Annotated in this window: 23 protein-coding genes and 1 other RNA gene; 9 read left to right on the top strand and 15 right to left on the bottom strand. The window is 64.5% G+C overall.

Translation table 11 applies throughout. From position 1 onward, the window contains the following. Positions 1-33: 33 nt before the first annotated feature. Together betT and epsC are read right to left on the bottom strand one after the other, a co-directional pair. Entirely contained in the window at positions 34-2,049 is a 2,016-nt protein-coding gene (gene betT, locus H618_RS0100835; protein ID WP_028693250.1) for a choline transporter BetT, read from the bottom strand. Positions 2,050-2,372: 323 nt separating this feature from the next. After that, complete coding sequence (epsC, locus tag H618_RS0100830; protein WP_028693249.1) at positions 2,373-3,305, bottom strand: serine O-acetyltransferase EpsC; 933 nt, start codon at positions 3,303-3,305, stop codon at positions 2,373-2,375. 275 nt (positions 3,306-3,580) lie between these two features. Here epsC and tcyJ point away from each other — a divergent pair, with 275 nt between their 5' ends. Genes tcyJ through tcyN form a run of 3 tightly spaced genes read left to right on the top strand, consistent with a single transcriptional unit; the run spans position 3,581 to position 5,802 of the window. Next, positions 3,581-4,375: a cystine ABC transporter substrate-binding protein gene (gene tcyJ, locus H618_RS0100825; protein ID WP_028693248.1), complete on the top strand. Its 795-nt coding sequence runs from the start codon at positions 3,581-3,583 to the stop codon at positions 4,373-4,375. Next, a complete protein-coding gene (tcyL, locus tag H618_RS0100820; RefSeq protein ID WP_033727342.1) occupies positions 4,372-5,040 on the top strand; it encodes a cystine ABC transporter permease in 669 nt (222 codons plus the stop codon). The genes tcyJ and tcyL overlap by 4 nt, the downstream gene beginning before the upstream one ends. 3 nt (positions 5,041-5,043) lie before the next feature. Beyond that, complete coding sequence (gene tcyN, locus H618_RS0100815) at positions 5,044-5,802, top strand: L-cystine ABC transporter ATP-binding protein TcyN (protein WP_028693246.1); 759 nt, start codon at positions 5,044-5,046, stop codon at positions 5,800-5,802. Positions 5,803-5,828: 26 nt separating this feature from the next. On the opposite strand, the gene dibA is transcribed toward tcyN, so the two are convergent. Continuing rightward, positions 5,829-7,763 carry a phosphodiesterase DibA gene (dibA, locus tag H618_RS21065; protein WP_050577173.1) on the bottom strand — a complete coding sequence of 645 codons (1,935 nt, stop codon included), beginning with the start codon at positions 7,761-7,763 and terminating at the stop codon, positions 5,829-5,831. Between the two features lie 226 nt (positions 7,764-7,989). On the opposite strand from dibA, the gene H618_RS0100805 reads away from it, so the two are divergent. After that, a complete protein-coding gene (locus tag H618_RS0100805; protein WP_028693245.1) occupies positions 7,990-8,979 on the top strand; it encodes a GGDEF domain-containing protein in 990 nt (329 codons plus the stop codon). A 71-nt stretch (positions 8,980-9,050) separates the two neighbouring features. Here the strand turns inward: H618_RS0100805 and gabT are convergent, their stop codons facing one another. From gabT to H618_RS0100750, 11 genes are all read right to left on the bottom strand, one after another. After that, positions 9,051-10,328 (bottom strand): 4-aminobutyrate--2-oxoglutarate transaminase, encoded by a 1,278-nt coding sequence (gene gabT / locus H618_RS0100800; RefSeq protein WP_028693244.1) that lies wholly within the window; start codon positions 10,326-10,328, stop codon positions 9,051-9,053. Between the two features lie 179 nt (positions 10,329-10,507). After that, positions 10,508-11,950, bottom strand: a complete 1,443-nt coding sequence (gene gabD / locus H618_RS0100795) for an NADP-dependent succinate-semialdehyde dehydrogenase (protein WP_028693243.1) — start codon at positions 11,948-11,950, stop codon at positions 10,508-10,510. A 203-nt stretch (positions 11,951-12,153) separates the two neighbouring features. Continuing rightward, positions 12,154-12,537, bottom strand: a complete 384-nt coding sequence (gene gcvH / locus H618_RS0100790) for a glycine cleavage system protein GcvH (protein WP_028693242.1) — start codon at positions 12,535-12,537, stop codon at positions 12,154-12,156. 49 nt (positions 12,538-12,586) lie between these two features. Further along, complete coding sequence (gene gcvT / locus H618_RS0100785) at positions 12,587-13,669, bottom strand: glycine cleavage system aminomethyltransferase GcvT (protein ID WP_028693241.1); 1,083 nt, start codon at positions 13,667-13,669, stop codon at positions 12,587-12,589. A 124-nt stretch (positions 13,670-13,793) separates the two neighbouring features. After that, positions 13,794-15,416, bottom strand: a complete 1,623-nt coding sequence (locus H618_RS0100780) for an ABC transporter permease (RefSeq protein ID WP_028693240.1) — start codon at positions 15,414-15,416, stop codon at positions 13,794-13,796. A 90-nt stretch (positions 15,417-15,506) separates the two neighbouring features. Further along, positions 15,507-16,508 carry an extracellular solute-binding protein gene (locus H618_RS0100775; protein ID WP_028693239.1) on the bottom strand — a complete coding sequence of 334 codons (1,002 nt, stop codon included), beginning with the start codon at positions 16,506-16,508 and terminating at the stop codon, positions 15,507-15,509. 116 nt (positions 16,509-16,624) lie between these two features. Then, positions 16,625-17,842 (bottom strand): 2-octaprenyl-3-methyl-6-methoxy-1,4-benzoquinol hydroxylase, encoded by a 1,218-nt coding sequence (locus tag H618_RS0100770; protein WP_028693238.1) that lies wholly within the window; start codon positions 17,840-17,842, stop codon positions 16,625-16,627. A gap of 9 nt (positions 17,843-17,851) precedes the next feature. Beyond that, positions 17,852-18,334 (bottom strand): DUF4442 domain-containing protein, encoded by a 483-nt coding sequence (locus H618_RS0100765; protein ID WP_028693237.1) that lies wholly within the window; start codon positions 18,332-18,334, stop codon positions 17,852-17,854. Beyond that, positions 18,331-19,530 (bottom strand): 2-octaprenyl-6-methoxyphenyl hydroxylase, encoded by a 1,200-nt coding sequence (gene ubiH, locus H618_RS0100760; protein ID WP_028693236.1) that lies wholly within the window; start codon positions 19,528-19,530, stop codon positions 18,331-18,333. The genes H618_RS0100765 and ubiH overlap by 4 nt, the downstream gene beginning before the upstream one ends. Further along, positions 19,527-20,861 carry a Xaa-Pro aminopeptidase gene (gene pepP / locus H618_RS0100755; RefSeq protein WP_028693235.1) on the bottom strand — a complete coding sequence of 445 codons (1,335 nt, stop codon included), beginning with the start codon at positions 20,859-20,861 and terminating at the stop codon, positions 19,527-19,529. The genes ubiH and pepP overlap by 4 nt, the downstream gene beginning before the upstream one ends. A 22-nt stretch (positions 20,862-20,883) precedes the next feature. After that, positions 20,884-21,438: a YecA/YgfB family protein gene (locus tag H618_RS0100750; RefSeq protein ID WP_028693234.1), complete on the bottom strand. Its 555-nt coding sequence runs from the start codon at positions 21,436-21,438 to the stop codon at positions 20,884-20,886. 109 nt (positions 21,439-21,547) lie between these two features. On the opposite strand from H618_RS0100750, the gene H618_RS0100745 reads away from it, so the two are divergent. From H618_RS0100745 to H618_RS0100735, 4 genes are all read left to right on the top strand, one after another. Then, complete coding sequence (locus tag H618_RS0100745; RefSeq protein ID WP_050577172.1) at positions 21,548-21,802, top strand: TIGR02449 family protein; 255 nt, start codon at positions 21,548-21,550, stop codon at positions 21,800-21,802. Then, complete coding sequence (locus H618_RS0100740) at positions 21,799-22,116, top strand: cell division protein ZapA (protein ID WP_028693232.1); 318 nt, start codon at positions 21,799-21,801, stop codon at positions 22,114-22,116. Before H618_RS0100745 ends, H618_RS0100740 begins: the two co-directional genes overlap by 4 nt. Positions 22,117-22,133: 17 nt before the next feature. Further along, positions 22,134-22,313, top strand: a non-coding RNA gene (gene ssrS, locus H618_RS22190) — 6S RNA. Positions 22,314-22,394: 81 nt separating this feature from the next. Beyond that, positions 22,395-23,024 carry a 5-formyltetrahydrofolate cyclo-ligase gene (locus H618_RS0100735; protein WP_028693231.1) on the top strand — a complete coding sequence of 210 codons (630 nt, stop codon included), beginning with the start codon at positions 22,395-22,397 and terminating at the stop codon, positions 23,022-23,024. Here H618_RS0100735 and H618_RS22905 read toward each other — a convergent pair. After that, positions 23,021-23,170 carry a hypothetical protein gene (locus tag H618_RS22905; RefSeq protein WP_169338826.1) on the bottom strand — a complete coding sequence of 50 codons (150 nt, stop codon included), beginning with the start codon at positions 23,168-23,170 and terminating at the stop codon, positions 23,021-23,023. The genes H618_RS0100735 and H618_RS22905 overlap by 4 nt on opposite strands. A gap of 175 nt (positions 23,171-23,345) precedes the next feature. On the opposite strand from H618_RS22905, the gene H618_RS0100725 reads away from it, so the two are divergent. Next, on the top strand, positions 23,346-23,798 hold the full coding sequence (locus tag H618_RS0100725) for an EVE domain-containing protein (protein ID WP_028693230.1): 453 nt from the start codon (positions 23,346-23,348) through the stop codon (positions 23,796-23,798). Positions 23,799-23,814: the final 16 nt, after the last annotated feature.

The raw sequence follows: 23,814 nt of genomic DNA, 5'->3' as shown, positions 1-23,814 counted from the left end.
GGGCCGCAACGCGGCCCAGCCTTCATCACTCACCTACCTGACCATGTGCAGGAACTGCATGTGCCGTTCGTACTGGTCGAGGATGTCGTTGATGATCTGCTCCTTGCTGTAGCCCACCAGGTCGTAGTCCTGGCTGCCCTCTGACAGATGCACCTCGGCGCGATAGTAGCGGCGGTTGTTCAGCGATTGCGAGCCGAGTCCGCCGAGGGCGAACGAGGGCGTGAAGTAACCACGCATCTGCACCTGGTAGATGAACGGCTGTTCTTCACCATGGCCGACCTTGAGGCTGACGTTGTCGTGCGCAGGGTCGTCCTGGGTGATCAACACCAGGCCCTTCTGCTCGAACATTTCGGTGACGTCCTTGATCGCCGGGCGCACCACGTCATCCATGAACCGGTACACCTCGTCGCGCGATGGGAAATGCACCACCTGACTCAGGCGCTGACGCCAGCCACCCCGCCCCCGACGAGACTGAGCGAACGGTGCCAACGAATGAGTCCGCGCGATCAACCGCTGCGACTCCATATGGAAGGCCTTGTGCAGCCCCCACATCATGCACAGCAGAATCAGCGAGAACGGCAGCGAGGTCAGCACTACCGCTGATTTCAGCGAATCGATGCTGCCGGCGAACAGCAGGCTGCTGGTCACCAGTGCCGTCATCGCGCCCCAGAAAATGCGCAACCAGTTCGGGCCATCTTCATCGGCCTGCCCACCTTTGGCCGACAACGTCGACAGCACCACGGTGCCAGAGTCGGCCGAGGTGACGAAGAACACGAAGCTGATGAACACCGTGACGGCGATCACCGTCTTGCTCCAGGGGTAGGTTTCCAGCAGCAGGTAGAGGCTCATGGACGGGTTGTCCAGGGCCGACTGGCCCAGCGCGGTCATGCCATGGTTGATCACCTGGTCGAGCGCGCTGTTGCCGAAGATCGACATCCACGCCAGGGTGAAGCCCAGCGGAATCAGCAGCACGCCGAAGACGAACTCGCGGATGGTCCGGCCACGGGAAATACGCGCGATGAACAGGCCCACGAACGGCGACCAGGCAATCCACCAGGCCCAGTAGAACACCGTCCAGCCGCCCAGCCAGTCGCGGTTTTCACCGTAGGCATAGACATCGAAGCTCTTGCGCGGCAACGCGCCGAGGTAGTCCCCCAGGTTTTGGATCAGGGTGTTGAACAGGTGCTGGGTGGGGCCTGCGAACAGTACGAACAGCAGCAGCGCGCAGGCCAGGAACAGGTTGACGTCGGACATCACCCGCACGCCTTTCTCGACCCCGGCGACCGCCACGGCCACCGCCGCGCCCATCATCAACGCCACCAGCAGCACCTGCACCCACTGGCTGTGGCTGACGCCGAACAGGTAGTCCAGCCCGGAGTTCAGGTGCAGCACGCCAAAGCCCATGTCGGCGCCCAGGCCGAACACCGTGGCGATGATGCCGAAGCCATCGACCGCGTAACCGATGGGGCCGTTGATGCGCTTGCCGATCAGCGGGTACAGCGCCGAGCGCAGCGCCAGCGGCAGGTTATGCCGGTAGGCGAAGTACGCCAGCGCCATGCCGACGAAGGCGAATACGCCCCAGCCGTGCAGGCCCCAGTGCAGGAACAGAATCTGCATCGCCTGGCGCCCTGCCTCGACCGTACCGGACTCGCCCTGGGGCGGCTGCAGCATGTGGGTCAGCGGTTCGGACACGCAGAAGAAGAACAGCGTGATGCTGATGCCGGCGGCGAACAGCATCCCGGCCCATGACAGGTAACTGAATTCGGGTTCGTCGTGGTCGGCACCGAGCTTGATCTTGCCGTAGCCAGACAAGGCGGTGACCACCACGAAGACCAGATACAGGGTCATCGCCAGCATGTAGTACCAGCCAACAGTGTTGGCGGCCCAGTTCTGCGCAGCCAGCAGCCACTGGCCGGCAGCTTCGGGGAAACAGATGACAGTGAGGCCGAAGAGCAATATGAAACTCGCCGCAAAGTAGAACACTGGCGGGTTCATGCGGATCTTGTCAGGGACCTGCTCGGGAGCGGAAGAAGCGCTGGAAGCACTCATGGGACGAGTACCTCGCAAGGGTTCGAAATGTTCGGATTGAACGGGTTCAGCAAAGGGAATCCTCCTGTTGAACACCGGCAACGGACCAGCGTTTTTAAATTGAACAAGCGTTCAAGTTAACCACGGATCGTCGGCCATGGCGACCCGCTCGGGCCGAACGGACATGGCAGGGTCGTTCTCGGTGTCTGACTCAGAGAGGGCTTTGCCGAGGCAAGTTCCGCACCTGCAACCGGCGATTCACAGGGGTATCGGGGCAGTGGCCAAGGTGTCCAACGGCGGGCATGGGTCGCTGCACCCTGCCGCCGTTGCGGGCATCACGTGGCTCAGTTCTTGTCCTGGCAATCGAGCTGCAGGTTGGCCTGGGTGATGTTGCTCTGCGCCGGCACGCTACGGGTCAGCCAGACGTTGCCGCCGATGGTCGAGCCCTGGCCGATGGTGATGCGTCCAAGGATGGTGGCGCCGGCGTAGATCACCACGTCGTCTTCGACGATCGGGTGGCGTGGCTGGCCCTTGTGCAGCGTGCCCGACTCATCGGCCGGGAAGCGCTTGGCGCCCAGCGTCACTGCCTGATAGATGCGCACCCGTTCACCGATGATGGCGGTCTCGCCGATCACCACGCCTGTGCCATGGTCGATGAAGAAGCCCGGGCCGATCTGTGCGCCGGGGTGAATGTCGATGCCGGTGGCCGAGTGCGCCAGCTCCGAGCCGATCCGCGCCAGCAGCGGCAGCCCGGCGCGGTACAGGTGGTGCGCCAGGCGGTGGTGGATGATCGCCAGCACGCCGGGGTAGCACAGCAGCACTTCATCGACGCTACGCGCCGCTGGGTCGCCGTGGTAGGCGGCCAGCACATCGGTGTCGAGCAGCACGCGCAGGTGCGGCAAGGCGGCGGCGAAATCCTGGATGACACCCAGCGCCCGGGCATCGCTGTCGGCGACGTCGGCGTTGTCGTGGCGCGCGGCATAGCGCAGTTCCAGGCGCGCCTGGGTCAGCAGCGAGGTCAAGGCGGTATCGAGGGTGTGCCCAACGTAGAAATCTTCGCTTTCCTCGCGCAGGTCGACCGGGCCCAGGCGCATGGGAAACAGCGCACCGCAGAGCTGCTCGAACACCTGACCGATGGCTTCGCGCGAGGGCAGTTCGCGCCCACCCTGCTCGCCGCTGCTGCGCCCATTGCGCGTACGCCACTGTTCACGGGCGCTGCGCAAGCCGCTGACGATGGCCGGAAGCTGCCACTGGCTGGTGGAGGTTGGTTGGCTCACGGTGTTCTCCTGCAACGGATTCTGATTCGAAATGTAACCCTGGCAAGGACCTACTCTACGGGAATCCTGCTCCTGCAAAAAACACCGCTTTGGTCCCAATGGCCGATCATGAACTACCGTCGACTCACGCGTTGGCATTTCCTGGCCTAACCTAATAGCCAGAGGTGCTGAGCAAGCCAATGCCTGGAATAACAAAATGCTTTTTTATTATTTCCTGCACTAAAAGCCTCGCCCCTATAGTCGCCACCCACATCCCCACATTCAGCAGGCTCACCATGATCAAGCTCGCCAAACCGCTTCTCACCGCCGGTCTCGCCCTGCTGTTGGGCGCAGGTGTGCTGGGCCAGGCCTCGGCCGGAGAACAACTCAAGACCATCCAGGAAAAAGGCGTGCTCAACGTCGGCCTGGAAGGCACCTACCCGCCGTTCAGCTTCGTCGACGAGAGCGGCAAGCTCACAGGTTTCGAGGTGGAGCTGTCCGAAGCGCTGGCCAGGCAACTGGGGGTCAAGGTCAAGCTGCAACCAACGCCGTGGGACGGCATTCTCGCTGCGCTGCAATCGAAACGCCTCGACGTGGTGGTCAATCAGGTGACCATTTCCGATGAGCGCAAGAAAGCCTACGACTTCTCGACGCCCTACACGGTCTCGGGCATCCAGGCGCTGGTGCTGAAGAAGAATCTCGACACACTGGCGATCAAGGGCGCGGCCGATCTGGACGGCAAGAAAGTCGGGGTGGGCCTCGGCACCAACTACGAGCAATGGGTGAGAAAGGAAGTACCGGGCGCCGATGTGCGCACCTACAACGATGACCCAGCGAAATTCCAGGACCTGCGCGTAGGCCGCATCGACGCCATTCTCATCGACCGTCTGGCCGCCCTGGAATATGCCAAGAAAGCCCAGGACACCGCGTTGGCCGGCGAGGCGTTCTCGCGTCTGGAGTCGGGTATCGCGGTGCGCAAGAACGAGCCTGAACTGCTCGAAGCCCTGAACAAGGCGCTGGCGGCACTCAAGGCCGACGGCACCTTGGGCAAACTGTCCGAAAAATACTTCGGCGCTGACGTCACGCAATGATCGAAGAAAGCCTGCAACTGGCGCTGGACTCGGCGCCCTTTCTGCTCAAGGGCGCCTACTTCACCATCGTGCTCAGCGTCGGCGGCATGTTCTTCGGCCTGATTCTAGGCTTCGCCCTGGCGCTGATGCGTTTGTCACGGCTGTTGCCGGTGAGCTGGCTGGCGCGCATCTACGTGTCGTTCTTTCGCGGCACACCGCTGTTGGTGCAACTGTTCGTCATCTACTACGGCCTGCCCCAGGTCGGGCTGGAGCTCGACCCGCTGCCCGCCGCGCTGATCGGCTTTTCCCTGAACATGGCGGCCTATACCTGCGAGATCCTCCGCGCGGCGATCTCCTCGATCGACAAGGGCCAGTGGGAAGCCTGCGCCAGCATCGGCATGACCCGCGCCCAGGCGCTGCGCCGGGCGATCCTGCCGCAGGCCATGCGCACGGCCCTGCCGCCGCTGGGCAACAGTTTCATTTCGCTGGTCAAGGACACGGCGCTGGCCGCCACCATCCAGGTGCCGGAGCTGTTCCGCCAGGCCCAGTTGATCACTGCGCGCACCTTCGAGGTCTTCACCATGTACCTGGCGGCGGCGCTGATCTACTGGGTGCTGGCCAGCATTTTGGCGCATCTGCAGAATCGCCTCGAAGCGCGGGTCAACCGCCATGATCAGGAGCACTGAGGCATGATCGCCGTCAAAGGGCTGAGCAAACGCTTCAACGGCCAGACCGTACTGGACAACATCGACCTGCAGGTCAGCACCGGTGAGGTCATCGCCATCATCGGCCCCAGCGGTTCGGGCAAGACCACCTTCCTGCGCTGCCTGAACCTGCTGGAAACCCCAGACAGCGGCAGCATTCGCATCGGCCAGATCAGCATCGACGCCAATCGCCCGCTGGGCAGCCAGCAGGGTGCAATCCGCCGTCTGCGCCAGCAGGCCGGTTTCGTCTTCCAGAACTTCAACCTGTTCCCCCACCGCACCGCCTTGGAAAACGTCATCGAGGGGCCGCTGGTGGTGAAGAAAACGCCACGCGAGCAGGCCTTGGCACTGGGCCGGCAGTTGCTGGCCAAGGTCGGCCTGGCCGGCAAGGAAGATGCCTACCCGCGGAGGTTGTCCGGTGGCCAGCAACAGCGCGTAGCCATTGCCCGGGCCTTGGCGATGGAGCCACAGGTGATGCTGTTCGATGAGCCCACCTCGGCGCTCGACCCGGAACTGGTCGGTGAGGTACTTGCGACGATCCGCAGCCTGGCCGAAGAGCAACGCACGCTGATCATCGTCACCCACGAAATGAGCTTCGCCCGCGATGTCGCCCACCGGGTGATCTTCTTCGACAAGGGGGTGATCGTCGAGCAGGGTGAGCCGCGCGCGCTGTTCGCCAACCCGCAACACGAACGCACCCGGCAGTTCCTGCGCAAATTCATCGGCACTGCGGCGCAAGGCTAGCGTTCAGGCGCCTCTCGCCTGCGAGGTCAGCGCAGGCGCCGCCCGTGTCGTTCAGACACCCCGTTCGCCGCCTCCACCAGTTCATGCGCCGGCACTGGCCGACCGAACCAGTAGCCCTGCCCCAGCTGGCACTCCAGGTTGAGCAGCAACTGCGCCTGCTGCGCGTGCTCGATGCCCTCGGCATGTACCTGCATGCCCATGCTGCGGGCCAGAGCGATGATCACGCGGACGATGGCGATGTCGTCTTCGTCATCCGGCAGGCCGGCGACGAAGCCCTGGTCGATCTTGAGCTTCTGCACCGGCAGACGCTTGAGCCGCAGCAGCGATGAGTAACCAGTGCCGAAGTCGTCGATGGCCAGGCGCAGGCCCAGTTCGCGCAGACGGTGCAGTTGCTCGAGCGACACTTCCGGATCATCCATCACCGCGCTCTCGGTGACTTCGACTTCCAGCAACGCCGGGTTCATGCCGGTTTCATCGAGCACCTTGGCCACTTCCCGGTACAGGCTGCGTTGGCTGAACAAGCGGCTAGAGATGTTCACCGCGACGAACTCCAGTGCGCGCCCCTCGGCCTGCCAGCGCACCATCTGCAGGCAGGCCTGGCGCAGCACCCAGGTGTCGATTTCGGCGATCAGCCCGCTGCGCTCGGCAATCGGGATGAACTCACCCGGGGCCACCAGGCCGCGTTGCGGGTGCTGCCAGCGCACCAGGGTCTCGACCCCGACCATGGCGCCCGAGGCCAGGTCGTGCACCGGCTGGAAGTACGCTTGCAGCTCGTCGTGCTCGAGCGCACGGCGCAGCTCACCGGCGGTTTCCACGCGGTGCTGGGCGTGGGCGGTGAGCTCTTCGGTGTACAAGGCGTAGCCCGCACGGCCAGAGGTCTTGGCCTTGAACAGCGCCGAGTCGGCATTGCGCAGCAACTGCTCGGCCGTCAGCGCATCGTGGGGGAACAGGCTGATGCCGATGCTGACGCTGATGAACAGCCGGTGGCCGTTGAAGTTGAACGGGGTCTTCATGCGCTCGATGACGGTGCGCGCCACACTGGCCGCCTCGCCGACCTGCTCGCAGCCTTCGAGCAACACGCCAAACTCATCACCCCCCAGGCGCGCCAGGGTCAAGCCGCTATCGAGCACCTCGCTCAAACGCTCGGCCACGCGCTTGAGCAACTGATCACCGATGGGATGACCCAGGCCATCGTTGATGCTCTGGAAATGATCGAGGTCCATCAGCAACAAGGCGCAGCCGCGCTTGTGCGCCTGGGCGGCGCTCAGGGCCTGTTCGGCGCGGTCGCTGAACAATAGGCGGTTGGGCAGGCTGGTCAGCGGGTCGTGGTGCACCAGGTGCGCCAGCTCCTGCTCGGAGTGCTTGATCGCGCTGATATCGCTGAACACCGCAACGAAGTGACTGACCGCACCGTGGTCGTCGCGAATGGCGCGGATGGTCTGCCACTGCGGGTAGATTTCCCCGCTCTTGCGGCGGTTCCAGATTTCCCCACTCCACTCGCCCTTGCTCGACAGCGTGGCGTAGATCTGCTGGTAGAAGGCCGAGCCGTGGTGGCCGGACTTGAACTTGTTCGGCCGCTGGCCAAGCACTTCATCTTCCTGGTACCCGGTGATGCGCATGAAGGCGCGATTGACGTGCACGATCAGGCCCTTGCTGTCGGTCACCAGTACCCCCTCAAGGGTGGTGTCGAACACCGCTGCGGCCATGCGCAGCCGCTCACGGTCCTCGCGGCGCAAGCGCGCGCCCAGGCCGATGTAGCTGAGCAGGCGGGCACGGCTGACGAACATCAGCAGGCTGCTGGCAATCACCCAGACCAGCACGCTGGGGTGGCCGCCAAGGGCGTGCCAGCGCGGGTTTTCGATCAGGTCGTCGAGCACCTGCCCGGCGACCGCCAACCAGACTATCGAGAGCACCAGGTACAGCGCGGCCATGCGCAAGGCGTCGCGAACGGAAACAGACATAACGGGTTGGGTCAGCCCATGAAAAATGAACCGCAAGTATAAGGGCACGATGCCGCCATGGCTGCCCGTCAGCGTCGTGCAGCGGTTTTTTTTCCGACGCCTGAACGCGCGACAAGCGGCGGGCGATGGGTGAACTTAATCCCAGTAATTTGCTCATATATGGCATATCGCTCGCGTGGCGGGCCGGCCGTACCACACGCCTACCGCAAACCGACGATCCTTGCCGATGCCGAAGAAACTCGACCCCCCTGCCTACCAAGCGCCCCCTTCAGATACTGCCCAGACCCTGCTCGCCCTATTCCATGCACAAGCCGAAGTCTCGCGCCTGGGCGAGCGTGAACAGCTGTTCAGTTCTCTGCTGGAAAGCGTCAATGCAGTGCTGTGGGCGTTCGACTGGGAAACGCGCCAGGTGCTGTATGTCAGCCCGGCGTTCGAGCGCATCTTCGGACGTCAGCCCGCGCTGGTGCTGTCGGACTACAACGAATGGCGCAATGCCGTGTATCCCGACGACCTCGCCCACGCTGAGCGCAGCATGGCCGATGTGCTGGTCAACGGCGCCGTGGAAGATCGCGAGTACCGCATCATCAACGCCGCGGGCGAAGTGCGCTGGCTCAGCGACAAGTGCTACCTCAAGCACAGTCGCGAAGACGACAACCGAGTCATCATCGTGGGCATCGCCGAGGACATCACCGAGAAGAAACAGCTCGAACGCGAGCTGCAGCGCCTTGCCACCACCGATGTGCTGACGCAGAGCAGCAACCGCCGGCATTTCTTCGAATGTGCCCGCCAGGCCTTCGCCGAGGCGCGCAGCGAGGGCACGCCGTTGTCGTTTCTGTTGCTCGACATCGACGACTTCAAGCAGATCAACGACAACTATGGCCACCAGCAGGGCGACCAGGTGCTGCAACGCATCGCCGACAGCGGCAAGAGCGCGTTGCGCCGGGGCGATTTGTTCGGTCGGGTCGGCGGCGAGGAGTTCGCCGCGGTGTTTCCCGGCTGTACCTCGCAGGTGGCCGAGCAGATTGCCGAGCGCCTGCAGCGGGAAATCCAGCGTCTGAGCTTCAGCCATGGCCAGCAACCTTACCGGGTGACCGTCAGCCAGGGCCTGACCAGCCTGGACGATGGCGATGAAGGCCTGGAAAGCCTGTTCGCCCGGGCCGACGAAGCGATGTACCAGGCCAAGCGTCAGGGCAAGAATCAGATCGTGCTGGGCTGAGCCCAGGCAGAAATCCTGGCAGACAACAAAAAACCCGCCGAGGCGGGTTTTTCGTGAAGCATGCAGCGGTATCAGCCCAGTTCAGCGAAGCACTCTTCGATGATCGCCAGGCCTTTGTCGAGCAGCGCGTCTTCGGCGGTCAGCGGAACCAGAATCCGCAGGACGTTGCCGTAGGTGCCGCACGACAGCAGGATCAGGCCCTTGTCGCGGGCCTTGGCAACCACCTGTGCAACGGCAGCGGCGTTTGGCGTGTGGGTGCCCTTCTCGAACACTTCCACGGCAATCATCGAGCCCAGGCCGCGCACATCACCGATGATCGGGTGCTTCTGCTGGATGGCGCGCAGGCCAGCGGTCAGGTGCTCACCGACCGCCTGGCTGCGCTCGAGCAGTTTTTCTTCCTCGAACACTTCGATCACGGCCAGGGCCGCAGCACAGGCAATCGGCGAGCCGGCGTAGGTGCCGCCCAGACCGCCCGGGGCGATGGCGTCCATGTACTCGGCCTTGCCGCACACACCGGCCAGCGGGAAGCCGCCAGCGATGGATTTGGCGAAGGTGGTCAGGTCAGGCGCGACGCCCATCTGTTCCATGGCGAAGAAGGTGCCAGTACGGCCAGCGCCGGTCTGCACTTCGTCGGCGATCAGCAGGATGCCGTGCTGGTCGCACAGGGCGCGCAGGCGCTTCATCAGTTCTTTCGGTGCTGGCAGGAAACCGCCCTCGCCCTGTACTGGCTCGAGGATGATCGCGGCGATGTCTTTAGGCTCGGCATCGTTCTTGAAGATGCGCTCGACCGAAGCGATGGCTTCATCGACGCTGACACCGTGCAGTTCGTTGGGGAACAGCGCACGGAACACGCCGCCTGGCATCAGGCCCATGCCTGCGGAGTACGGCACGACCTTGCCGGTCAGGCCCAGGGTCATCATGGTGCGACCGTGGTAGGCGCCGGTGAAGGCGATCACGCCGGCACGGCCAGTGGCAGCACGGGCGATCTTCACGGCGTTCTCGACCGCTTCAGAGCCGGTCGACACCAGCAGGGTCTTCTTGGCGAAGTCGCCAGGAACCAGGGCGTTGATCTTTTCGCAAACTTCGACGTACGGCTCGTAGGCCAGTACCTGGAAGCAGGTGTGGCTGACCTTGGTCAGCTGTTCCTGAACGGCGGCGACCACTTTAGGGTGCAGGTGGCCGGTGTTGAGTACGGCGATGCCGCCGGCGAAGTCGATCAGTTCGCGGCCTTCAACGTCGATCACGGTGGCGTTCTTCGCTTTCTCGACGAAGATCGGGTGGATCTGGCCGACGCCACGTGGAACGGCGGCGACACGACGTTGCATCAAGGATTCGTTGGTCTTGCTCATGGTGCCCTCTTTGGCGCCGATTCAGATGGCGCGCTTATCGGGGGTGGCTGGGTGCGCCGCGGACAGTATTCGTTGATCGACTGCCGCGCGCGTCCTGGCCACCAGGTACTGCGCTGTAAAAAAGGCCAGCGAGACGTCGCTCTCGCGCCCCGCTGGCAGAGGTAAAGCCTGTCAGCGCATCAGACGCTGATGCACAGGTATTTGATTTCGAGGTAGTCCTCGATGCCGTACTTGGAGCCTTCACGGCCCAGGCCCGAGGCCTTGATGCCGCCGAACGGCGCCACTTCGTTGGAGATCAGGCCGGTGTTGATACCCACCATGCCGTACTCCAGCGCCTCGGCAACGCGGAACACGCGGCTCATGTCACGGGCATAGAAGTACGAGGCCAGGCCGAACTCGGTGTCGTTGGACATGGCGATGACTTCGGCCTCGTCCTTGAAGCGGAACAGCGGCGCCAGTGGGCCGAAGGTTTCTTCCTTGGCCACGGCAGCGGTTTTCGGCACGTCGACCAGAATGGTCGGCTCGAAGAAGTTGCCTTCGATCAGCTTGCCGCCAGACAGCACCTTGGCACCCTTGGAGACCGCATCTTCGATGTGCTCCTGGACCTTGGCCACCGCCTTGTTGTCGATCAGCGGGCCGGTAGTGGTGCCTTCTTCCAGACCGTTGCCGATCTTGAGCTTGGCGACCGCCGCCTTGAGCTTCTCGGCGAAGGCATCGTAGACGCCGTCCTGAACGTAGATACGGTTGGCGCAGACGCAGGTCTGACCGTTGTTGCGGTACTTGGAGATGATCGCGCCTTCGACGGCCTTATCCAGGTCGGCGTCGTCGAACACGATGAACGGCGCGTTGCCGCCCAGCTCCAGCGAGACCTTCTTGATGTCCTTGGCGCATTCCTGCATCAGCTGACGGCCGATTTCGGTCGAGCCGGTGAACGACAGCTTGCGCACCAGCGAGTTGCCGGTCAGCTCGCCGCCGACTTCGCCGGCGCTGCCGGTGACGACGCTGAGCACACCTTCCGGAATGCCGGCACGGGTGGCCAGCTCGACCAGGGCCAGGGCGGAGTACGGGGTCTGCGAAGCAGGCTTGACCACCATGGTGCAACCGGCGGCCAGGGCCGGGCCGGCTTTACGGGTGATCATCGCGGCAGGGAAGTTCCACGGGGTGATGGCCGCGGTGACGCCGATGGGCTGCTTGATGACGATCAGGCGCTTGTCTGGCTGGTGGCCTGGGATGGTGTCACCGTAGACGCGCTTGGCTTCTTCGGCGAACCACTCGATGAACGAGGCGGCGTAGGCGATTTCGCCCTTGGCTTCGGCCAGCGGCTTGCCCTGCTCGGTGGTCATCAGGCGGGCCAGGTCGTCCTGGTGCTCGATCATCAGTTCGAACCAGCGACGCAGCTTGGTGGAACGCTCTTTTGCGGTCAGCGCACGCCAGGCCGGCAGGGCCTTGTCGGCCGCCTCGATGGCGCGGCGGGTTTCGGCGGTGCCCATCTTCGGGACGGTACCGATGACTTCACCGGTAGCCGGGTTGGTCACGTTGATGGTCTGGCCGCTGTCCGCATCCAGCCACTCACCGTTGATGAAGGCTTGCTGGCGGAACAACTGAGCGTCTTTGAGCTGCATGTCGGCTTCCCGAATTGTGGATTGTTGAAAAGCGCCCGACACAGGGCATCGAGCGTTTGAAATCTCAAACGAATGCTAAGCGTCTGCTGGGGTGTAGGACAATAGGCCGTTCAGAAAAAAGAACGAATGGTCGTTTTGTTTTACAGCCGCACAGGCTGTTCGAGGGGCAGCGGCCTCGGCAGGTTCGCCTTGGCCGCCGTGCATCACTCGCCGATGGCAGCCCGGTAGCCTGCCGCGTCCAGCAGTTTGCTCAGCTCGCTGGCATCGCTTGGCTTGAGCTTGAAGATCCACGCCTCGTAAGGCGTATCGTTGAGCTGCTCGGGGCTGTCGGCCAGCGCCTCGTTGACCGCGATCACCTCACCGCTGACCGGCGAGTAGATGTCGGACGCCGCCTTGACCGACTCGACCACGCCCGCCGCATCGCCAGCGGCGAACACCTTGCCCACTTCCGCCAACTCGACGTACACCACATCGCCCAGCGCTTCCTGGGCATGGTCACTGATGCCCACGGTAACCGAGCCGTCAGTTTCCAAGCGGGCCCACTCATGACTTTCGGCGAAACGCAGCTCAGCGGGGATGTTGCTCATGTCGTGTTTTCCTCGATCAGGTTCAGCGGTCGATCCGCCGTTGGTGTGTTCAGATCAGAATCTTGCCGTGGCGCACGAAGGTCGGCCTGACCACGCGCACCGGGTACCACTTGCCGCGGATTTCCACCTCGGCGCGCTCGCCCGTGGCGATCGGCAACCTTGCCAGGGCAATCGACTTGCTCAGCGTAGGGGAGAAACTACCACTGGTGATCTCCCCTTCGCCAATCCCTGCCACCCGCACCACCTGACGCGCACGCAGCACACCACGTTCTTCGAGCACCAGGCCCACCAGTTTTTCCTGGACGCCATGTTCGATTTCCGCCAGCAACCCGCTGCGCCCAAGGAAATCCCGGCTGGCCGGCTCCCAGGCGATGCAGGTGTCGAGGTTGGACGTCAGCGGCGTGTGCGCTTCGTCGATGTCCTGGCCGTACAGGTTCATGCCGGCCTCCAGGCGCAGCGTGTCACGTGCACCCAGACCACTTGGGGCGATGCCGGCACCGACCAGGTCATAGAAGAACCCCGGCGCCTGAGAGCCAGGCAACATGATCTCCAGGCCGTCTTCGCCGGTGTAGCCGGTGCGCGCGATGAACCAGTCGCCGTCGGCCACGCCTTCGAACGGACGCAGCCGGCGAATCAGCGCAGCGCGTGAATGGCTCACCAGTTCAGCGACCTTCTCGCGCGCGTGGGGCCCCTGGATGGCCAGGCTGGCCAGCTGTGGGCGAGGCGTCACGCTGATTTCGAAACCGCTGCCGCGCTGTTTGAGCCAACCGAGCACGCGATCACGGGTCGGCGCGCTGGCCACAAGGCGGTAGCCGGTTTCGGTGCGATACACCACCAGGTCATCGATGACCTTGCCTTGTTCGTTGAGCATCGGGCTGCAGTGCCCCTTGCCGACCTCGTCCAGCTGGGCCACATCGTTGGCCATCAGATGCTGCAGGTAGGCGGTGGCATCGACACCGTCGAGGTCGAAGACGGTCATGTGCGATACATCGAAGACGCCGCAGTCAGCGCGCACCTGATGGTGCTCCTCGACCTGCGAGCCATAGTGCAAAGGCATGTCCCAGCCACCGAAGTCGACCATCTTGGCGCCAAGCGCCAAGTGCAGGTCATACAGGGGCGTACGCTGTCCCATGGGTTTCTCCTTCCGGGCGTGGCGAAGCAACGACGCCCGATGACGTTTAATCGTCAGTGAATGCTGTAGGACGCGTCGTTGCGAATGCCGCGCATTGTAGCCGCAAGGACGACCCCTGGCACGCTCAGTGGCCCTGCCCCAGACTCCGCGCCGAGCGCCGAATCAGACCGATCACCGGCACCAGGCCGACCGCCACCAGAGTCAGCGCCGGCAGCGAGGCACGCGCCCACTCACCTTCGCTGGTCATCTCGAAGACCCGCACGGCCAGGGTGTCCCACCCGAACGGGCGCATCAGCAGGGTGGCCGGCATCTCTTTGATGACATCGACGAACACCAGCAGCGCAGCGCTGAGAGTGCCGGGCAGCAGCAGGGGCAGATAGACCCTGCGCAACAGCTTCACCCCGCCCACGCCGAGGCTGCGCGAGGCTTCCGGCAGCGACGGACGAATGCGCGCCAGGGTGCTTTCCAACGGGCCGTAGGCGACTGCCATGAAGCGCACCAGATACGCCAGCAACAGCGCCCACAGGCTGCCGAGCAACAACGGTTTGCCTGCCCCGCCGAGCCACTGCGACAGCGGAATCACCAGCTGGTTGTCCAGATAGCTGAACGCCAGCATCAGGGAAACGGCCAGTACCGAGCCGGGCAAGGCGTAGCCCAGGTTGGCCAGAGCCACACCGCTGCGGATGGCCGAGGTTGGCGCCTGACGCCGGGCGAAGGCCAGCACCAGGGCCACGCTGACGGTGATCACCGCCGCGCCCAGGCCGAGCGACACGGTGTGGGTCACCAGGCCCAGGTAACGCTCGTCGAGGTCGTGACGGCCGCGCTGCCAGAACCAGGCCAGCAGTTGCAGCAACGGAATGACGAAGGCGCAGGCGAACACCAGCACGCACCAGCTGCTGGCTGCCAGCGCCTTGACCCCGCGCAGGCGGTACAGCGGCTGCACCCGCGCACGCTCGTTGCCGGTGCGCCCTGCCCCGCGCGCGCGGCGCTCGGCGTACAGCACCAGCATCACGAACAGCAACAGCAGGCTGGCCAGTTGCGCGGCGCTGGACAGGCTGAAGAAGCCGTACCAGGTCTTGTAGATGGCGGTGGTGAACGTGTCGAAGTTGAACACTGCCACCGCGCCGAAATCGGCCAGGGTTTCCATCAGCGCCAGCGCCACGCCGGCACCGATGGCCGGCCGCGCCATCGGCAGGGCCACCCGCCAGAACGCCTGCAGTGGCGTAAGGCCCAGCACCCGCGCCGCTTCCATCAGGCCCTTGCCCTGGGCCAGAAAAGCGCTGCGCGCAAGCAGGTAGACATAGGGATAGAACACCAGCACCAGGACGATGATCACGCCACCGGTAGAGCGCACTCGCGGCAGGCGCATTGGGCCGAACACTTCGCGCAGGGCGCTCTGCACCGGGCCTGCGAAGTCCAGCAGGCCGACGAAGACGAACGCCAGCACATAGGCCGGAATGGCGAACGGCAGCATCAAGGCCCAGTCGAGCCAGCGCCGGCCCGGGAACTCGCAGAGGGTGGTGAGCCAGGCCAGGCTGACCCCGAGCACGGTGACACCCAGACCCACCCCGGCGACCAGGGTCAGGGTGTTGCCCAGCAGGCGGCGCATCTGCGTGTCGAGCAGGTGCGACCAGATCTGCATGTCGATGCTGTGCCACGACAGCACCAGCACGCTCAGCGGCAGGATCACCAGGGCAGCAGTCAGGCCGACGGGCAGGTACCAGCGGCGTTGCGGAGCGTGGGACACGGCAGGGTCTCGATCACTTGATGAAAAGCAGATGGCACAACGCCGTGGCAGGTCCACGGCGTCATGGGTTGGGCTGGGTAAGCGGCGACGTCAGTTCCAGCCGGCGCGATCCATCAGGCGAATCGCCTCGGCCTGGCGCTTGCCGGCCACTTCCACCGGAATGCTGTCGGCCTTGAACTCGCCCCAGGCCGCCACTTCATCCGAAGGCTTGACCTTGGGATTGGCCGGGAACTCCTGATTGAGGTCGGCGAACAGTTTCTGCGCTTGCTCGCCGGTCATCCATTCCACCAGCTTGATGGCCGCTTCCGGGTGCGGTGCATGTTTGGTCAGGCCAATGCCGGAGAGGTTGACGTGCACGCCACGGTCGCCTTGGTTGGGCCAGAACAGCTTGAGCGGCAGCTTCGGGTCGGCCTTGTGCATGCGCCCGAAGTAGTAGGTGTTGACCACGCCGACATCGCACTGCCCGGCGGCGATGGCCTGGAGCACCGCGTTATCGTCGGAGAAGACGTCGGTAGAGAGGTTGTCGACCCAGCCCTTGACGATTTCCTCGGTCTTGGCCGGGCCGTGGTTTTCGATCAGCGTGGCGGTCAGCGACTGGTTGTAGACCTTCTTCGCCGTGCGCAGGCACAGGCGGCCTTCCCAGTGCTTGTCGGCCAGCGCCTCGTAGGTGCTGAGCTCTTCGGGTTTGACCCGATCGGTAGCGTAGACGATGGTGCGCGCGCGCAGGCTCAGGCCGGTCCAGTCATGGGACGAGGCGCGGTACTGGGCAGGGATGTTCTGATCGATCACCGCCGACTTGATCGGCTGAAGAATGCCCATCTGCTCGGCCTGCCAGAGGTTGCCGGCATCGACGGTCAGCAGCAGGTCGGCCACGCCGTTCTGCCCTTCGGCCTTGATGCGCTGCATCAGCGGCGCTTCCTTGTCGGTGATGAACTTGACCTTGACGCCGGTCTCGGCGGTGTAGGCGTCGAACACCGGCTTGATCAGCTCGTCGATGCGCGAGGAGTACACCACCACTTCGTCCGCCGCCTGGGCAGTGCCGCCGAACAGAACAAGGGCCAGGGCGGCCAACAGGGGCTTGCGTGACAACATGGAAAGCGCTCCTCGCTAAATGAGAGGCGCAAAGGGTAGTGGTTCTTATTTGCTGACTCACCCACCCAGGCGTTACCGAATGTTGCGATGGTAGTTTGCCGCGGGGTGGGGGTCGGTCACGGACGCGCCAGTTCCGGCAGGTCACCGCTCAGGCCCAGGGCCTGGCGAACGAACAACGCCTTGGCTTCGGGCAGTTGCTCGACCACCTTCAGGCCGCTGTTGCGCAACCAGCGCAGCGGCAGTGGATCGGCCTGGAACAGCCGCTCGAAGCCTTCCATGGCGGCCATCAACGCCAGGTTGTGCGGCATGCGCCGGCGCTCGAAGCGGCTCAGCACCTTGAGGTCGGCCAGGCGCTCGCCACGGGCGGCAGCGTGTTGCAGCTCCTCGGCGAGCACGGCGGCGTCGAGAAAGCCAAGGTTCACGCCCTGCCCGGCCAACGGGTGGATGGTGTGGGCGGCATCGCCGATCAGCGCCAGACCGCCCTCCACGTAACGCTTGGCATGTCGCTGACGCAGCGGGACACAAAGCCTCGGGTCGGCCTGCAGCACCTCGCCCAGACGCCCTTCGAAGGCCTGCTCCAGGGCCTTGCAGAACGCCTGGTCATCGAGCCCCATCGCCCATTCGGCGCGTTCCGGGGTGATCGACCAGACGATCGAGCACCAGTGCTGGTTGCCGTCGCGGGCCAGCGGCAGAAACGCCAGCGGGCCTTCATCGGTGAAGCGTTGCCAGGCCGTGCGCTGGTGCGGCTGGCTGCAGCGCACACTGGTGACGATGGCGTGGTGCAGGTAATCCCACTCGCGGGTGGCGCTGCCGGTGAGGCGGCGCACCGCTGAGTGGGCGCCATCGGCGGCTACCACCAATGGCGCGCGCAGGCTACGGCCATCGGCCAGGGTCAGCAGCCAGTCGTCGCCGGAGTGACGCATCTGTTCCAGGCGCGCGCCGGGCAGCAGGCCGATGTCGCTGTCGTGCAGGCATTCGATCAGGGCATCCTGGACTACGCGGTTCTCCACGATGTGGCCCAGCACCTGGGCATGCACGCTGGCCGCAGAGAAGTGGATTTCGCCGGTGCCGGTGCCGTCCCACACGTGCATGTCCGAGTACGGCGACAGCCGCCTGCGGGCGATGCCGTCCCAGGCCCCGAGGCGTTCGAGGATGCGCTGGCTGGCCGCCGACAATGCACTGACCCGTGGCTCGAACGGCGCCGCGGCATCGAACGGCTCGACCGCCAGTGGCCCACCGTCGACCAGCAGCACCTGCAGGCCGCTGTGGCGCAAGGCCAGCGCCAGGGCACTGCCGACCATACCGGCGCCGACAATCAACAGATCTGCATGCAATTGCTTCACCTACGCCTGCCTCGCTTGCGGTTTGAGCCGCACATATAGGGTTTTGTCGACCCGCGCCACCAGCTCGCCGGCGTCATCGCGGATGTCGACCTGAAGCCTGGGCAGGTACTTCTTGCCCCCGGCGGTCTGCTGGCGAATGTCGTCCAGCAAGGCGTCATCGATTTCGAACTCGGCGTGCACCGGGCCTTTGCCCGGACTGACGAAATCGATGCTCGCCGCCTTGTCCCAGACGATGTACTCGCTGCCCAACTGCTCGATCAGCAGCAGCATGTAGAAGGGATCGACCATCGAATACAGGCTGCCGCCGAACTGGGTGCCGACGTAGTTGCGATTCCACCGCGTGAGCTTCATGCGCACCTTGATGCGCCGCATGTCCGGGCTGATCGACTGCACGCGAATGCCTGCACCCAGGTAAGGCGGGTAGCAATTGAGCAGCCAGCGCAGCATGCGGGCCCGCCGGGCCAGCCTGCGCACGTCGCTCATAGTCCGCCCCGGGCGGCAGGGCGTGTACCCAGGCCCATCGCCTGGCGGGCGAACCAGCGCTTGGCCGGAGGCAGCAGGTCGAGGCCGAGCAGGCCCAGGTTGCGTGCGTTGGCGAGCAGCGGCTGGCTGCTGCCAAACAGCCGGGTGACCTGATCGGAGAAGCCCACGGTAAGCGTCTGGTCGAGGCGCTGGCGCTGCTGGTACGCCTGCAGGGTGGCCAGATCACCGGGTTGCGCCGGGCCGCTGAGCAGGGCTTCGGCCAGCGCCTGCACGTCGCGCAGCGACAGGTTGAAACCTTGCCCGGCAATCGGGTGCAGACTGTGCGCAGCGTTGCCCAGCACCACCAGGTGCGGGCGCACTTGCTCCTGGGCTTCGACCAGCGCCAGTGGATACAGATGCCGAGCGCCGACCTGGCGCAAGGCGCCGAGGCGATAGCCGAACGCGTCTTGCAGCTCACGCAGGAAGTGACGTTCGTCGATTTCGGCCAAGCGTTGCGCGTCCATGCCCTGCCGGGTCCAGACCAGCGCACACCGGTTTTCCGGCAGCGGCAGCAGGGCCATCGGACCTTGCTCGGTGAAGCGCTCGAAGGCTTGCCCGGCATGCCGCTCGCCGGGGGTGATGTTGGCGATCAGCGCGCTCTGCGCATAGGGCCGCCGGCGCACATGAATACCCAACTGCTCGCGCAGGCCCGAGCGGCCACCATCGGCGAGCACGGCCAGGTCGCAGTCCAGTTGGGTGTCGTCGTCCAGGCACAGCCGGTAGCCGTGTTCGATCGGTTGCAGCGAGGTGACCTCGGCCGGGCAGCGCCAGCTGACCACTTCCGGGTCGAGCGCCTGCCACAGACACTGCCCGAGCCAGGCGTTCTCGACCACATAGCCCAGTGCCGGCACGCCTTCGTCGCTGGCCGCAAGGCGGGTAGCGCCAAAACGGCCGCGGTCGGACACCTGAATCTGCAGGATCGGCTCGCCGCGTCGTTCGATCTGCGACCATACGCCGAGCTGCTGGTAGATTTGCCGGGTGCCGTACGACAGCGCAGAAGAACGCGCGTCATAGCTGGGCTGGAAGCTGTCACCCGGGGCGAACGGCTCGATCAGCAGGATCTTCCAGCCGCGCGCCTTGGCCCCAGCTTGCAGTGCCAGGGCCAGGCTGGCACCGACCAGGCCGCCGCCGATGATCGCCAGGTTGACCCGGCTCATGCCGCCACCCCACGGGCGGCGGCCATCAGGGCCTCGATTTCGCTGACGCTCTTGGGCACGCCACCGCTGAGAATCTCGCAGCCTTGGCGGGTCACCACCACATCGTCCTCGATACGCACGCCGATACCGCGCCACTTCTTGGCCACCGACTTGTCGTCGGCACCGATGTAGATGCCTGGCTCGACGGTCAGCGCCATGCCCACTTCCAGCACCCGCCACTGGCCACCGACCTTGTAGTCGCCGACGTCGTGCACATCCATGCCCAGCCAGTGGCCAGCGCGGTGCATGTAGAAGGCGCGGTACGCCTCGCTGTCGATCAATGCCTGTACCTCGCCCTTGAGCAGGCCCAGTTCGACCAGGCCTTCGGTGATGACGCGAACGGTGGCCTCGTGGGCGTGGTTCCAGTGCTTGCCCGGGGCAATCTCGGCGAATGCGGCCTCCTGGGCCTTGAGCACCAACTCGTAGATGGCTTTCTGCTCAGGCGAGAAGGTGCCGCTGACCGGGAAGGTGCGGGTGATGTCGCTGGCGTAGCAGTCGATTTCGCAGCCGGCGTCGATCAGCACCAGATCACCGTCCTTGAGCGCAGCGTCGTTCTCCTGGTAATGGAGGATGCAGGCGTTGCGTCCGGCGGCGACGATCGAACCGTATGCCGGCATTTTCGCCCCGCCCTGGCGGAATATGTAGTCCAGCTCGGCCTCCAGGCTGTACTCATGCAGGCCGGCACGGCAGGCCTGCATGGCGCGCACATGGGCGCGCGCGGAAATCGCTGCGGCCAGGCGCATCACCTTCACTTCTGCGGCGGATTTATACAGGCGCATGTCGTGCAGCAGGTGATCCAGGGCAACGAACTCGTTCGGCGGCTGCGCACCGAGCCGGGCCTTGGAGCGGATCACGTTGATCCAGTCCATCAGCCTGCGGTCGAATTCGGGGTTGCTGCCCATGGCGCTGTAGACGCGCTCGCGGCCTTCGATCAGGCCGGGAAGGATTTCGTCGATGTCGGCGATGGGAAACGCATCGTCTGCGCCGTGCACCTTGATCGCGCCTTCCTGGCCCGCGCGCAGGCCGTCCCATTGCTCGCGTTCCGGGTTGCGCTCACGGCAGAACAGCACGTACTCGCCGTGCTCGCGGCCGGGAATGAGGGCGATTACCGCCTCAGGTTCGGCAAAGCCGCTGAGGTACTGGAAATCGCTGTCCTGGCGGTAGACATGCTCGACGTCACGGTTGCGGATGGCGACCGCGGCCGCCGGCAGGATGGCGATGCTGTTGGGGACCATCTGCGCCATCAGCGCCTTGCGCCGACGGGCGTACTCCGCCTTGGGTATGTGGCTCATGGGCAAAACGACCCCCGAATGATCAGTGCAGCGAAGGCTTGGGCTCAGGCGCGGCCGGCTTGGCCAGTTCGGTGAACAGCAGCAGCGGCGCCACACGCAGGTACTCCATGACCTCCATGTAGTCGTTCTCGCCGTCTTCGGACTCTTCCAGCGCTTCCTGTACCTGGGAAATGGCCACCAGGTCCTGCAGCACTTCCTTGGCGTCGCTGCTCAGGTCGAGGCCGCCCGAGTGCTGGCCGAAGCCTGCGAGGAAGCCCTGGCACCACTGCCCCAGCGCCACGGCGCGGTCGAGCAGCGCCGCGTCGTCGCCCGGCAGCAGCAGAACCAGCGCGATGTCTTCGCCGGTGAGCTCACCCTTGACCATTTCCTGCAGGCCGATCAGGGCATTGCGAACCGGGTCGGACGGCTCGTTTTCCAGCAACTGCGCCGCATCGGCCAGCCAGGCCTCGGCATCGAAGCCGGCACCGGCGCAGCAGCGGCCGAGCAGCAGGCCGTGCAGTTCGGCGGGAGAGACAGGGTGCCCGTTGCTGGAAAGCAGCGTAGCGAACGCGGTGTACGGCGAATTGGTATTAGGCATGGGCAACTAGGCGCCAGACGGCGCGATGACTAGAATGAAGGGCTTGTATCCTAGCACCGGCAGACGCGCCAAGACCATCGGCACTGGCCGCCGGGGCAGGCACCGAGGCATGATCGTCTGGCGAGTCAACGATGGAGCGAAGCGAGTGCAACCCACGCAAGAGAACGACCTGCAAACGCTCATGAGCCGGTTCGAGATACTGATCGAGCGGGTCGAGCAACTAAAACGGCGAAATGCACTCCTAATGGCTCAGGAAAAATCCTGGCGCGAGGAGCGCGCCCACCTCATCGACAAGAACGAGATCGCCAGGCGCAAGGTCGAATCGATGATCGTGCGTCTCAAGGCCCTGGAGCAAGACTCATGAGTTCACCCAACAGCGTCACCGTGCAGATTCTCGACAAAGAATATTCGATCATCTGTCCGCCGGAAGAACGCAGCAATCTGGTCGGTGCCGCGCGCTACCTCGACGGCAAGATGCGCGAGATCCGCAGCAGTGGCAAAGTCATTGGCGCCGACCGTATCGCGGTCATGGCCGCGCTCAACATCACCCATGAACTGCTGCACCGCCAGGAAACCCCAGACACTCCGCCGGCCATCACCAGCCGCGAGCAGGTACGCGAATTGCTCGAGCGCGTCGATCAGGCGCTGTCCGACGACGTGGGTAGCAAAATCGACTGACGTGGGTATACTGGCGCCACTCCCTGGTGGATGCGCCAGTCGGTTATGTCCCTGAGCCGATACGCACAACCACGGGGGTTGCACGCTGAGGCAGGTGTGCATGTCCGCCTGACGGAAAGCCTTAATGCCTCCTGCAATCTCCACCTTGAACTTTCGGGTTCAAGGGCTACACCGATAGCGGTCTTATCGGGGAGCCTGAATTCTCTTGCCCGCCTTCATTGGCGGGCAATTTGTCTGGGCCGCACACGCTGGCCTGCCGTCTCGAGACCGCCTGTGCCATGACCGACACCGCGCCGCTCACCCGCCCCCAGCTTCGTCGCCTGCTGCGCAATGCCCGCCGCGCCCTCACCCCGTTGCAACAGCTGCGGGCTGCACGTGGGCTGTACCGGCAACTGGCACAGCATCCGCTGTTTCGCCGCGCCCGGCACATCGCCCTGTACCTGCCCAACGATGGTGAAATCGATCCGCGCCTGCTGCTGCGTGAAGCCCAGCGCCGCGGCAAGCGCACCTACCTGCCGGTGTTGCATGCCTGGCCGCGCACGCACATGGTGTTCCAGCGTTTCGACGCCCACGAGCGCCTGCGCCGCAACCGGTTCGGCATCGCCGAGCCGGTGGTCAATCGCAAGCGGCAACGGCCGGTGTGGGCGCTGGACCTGATTCTGCTGCCGCTGGTCGGGTTCGACGAGGTAGGTGGCCGGCTGGGCATGGGCGGCGGCTTCTACGACCGCAGCCTGGCGTACCAGTCACGGCGCAAAAGCTGGAAGAAACCGCTGCTGCTGGGCCTTGCCCACGAGTGCCAGAAGGTCGAGCGGCTGACCCAGGCCAGCTGGGATGTGCCGCTGAAGGGAACGGTATCGGACGGGGGGTGGTACATGGCCTCGAACCCACAGGCCGGTGCCTGCGTCTAGCGTATCGACTGAACCTGAACGACCGGAGCCTGGTACGCCGCGTCGAGCTTGCGTTCCCAGAAGCTTTGCGCGTAACCGGTAGTGACCACACCAAGACCGAAAATGAAGACCAGGATCCATAGCAGATCCGGTTTGCGTTTGTTCATCGATTGCCCCCCAGGCAAACAGATAAGCCCCGTCCGCACACCGGTGCTGACAGGGCAACTAGCTTTAAAAGCGCGCGCATTCTGCGACAACCCGGGTCGCGGCGCAAATGCTGTTAATCACCGCTGGTCGGTTAGATGAAACACTTTATTTCACCGAATGTCAGGAGCAGCTTGCATGGCCTATTGGCTGATGAAATCCGAACCCGAAGAGCTGTCCATCGAGGAGTTGAGCCGGTTGAGCCAGGCCCGCTGGGATGGCGTGCGCAACTACCAGGCGCGCAACTTCCTGAGGGCCATGAGCGTAGGCGATGAATGCTTTTTCTACCACTCCAGCTGCCCACAGCCAGGCATCGCCGGGGTGGCGCGAATCATTGCCGCAGCCTACCCCGACCCCACGGCACTGGACCCGAGCAGCCCCTATCACGACCCCAAGGCCAGCGCAGACAAGAACCCCTGGAGCGCGGTAGACGTCGCTCACGTACAGACTTTCCGCCACGTGCTCTCGCTCGGCCTGCTCAAGCAGCAGGCGGCGCTGGCCGAACTGCCTCTGGTACAAAAGGGCAGCCGGCTGTCGGTGATGCCGGTGAGCGAGGCGCAGTGGACGGCGATCATGGCGCTTAGCGCCTGATACGACGAGCAAGCCA

The sequence above is a fragment of the Pseudomonas cremoricolorata DSM 17059 = NBRC 16634 genome (assembly GCF_000425745.1).
In the GTDB taxonomy this organism is placed as follows: Bacteria; Pseudomonadota; Gammaproteobacteria; order Pseudomonadales; family Pseudomonadaceae; genus Aquipseudomonas; species Aquipseudomonas cremoricolorata.
The sequence above is the reverse complement of the archived record's forward strand: the minus strand, read 5'-3'. Positions and strand labels throughout refer to the sequence as shown.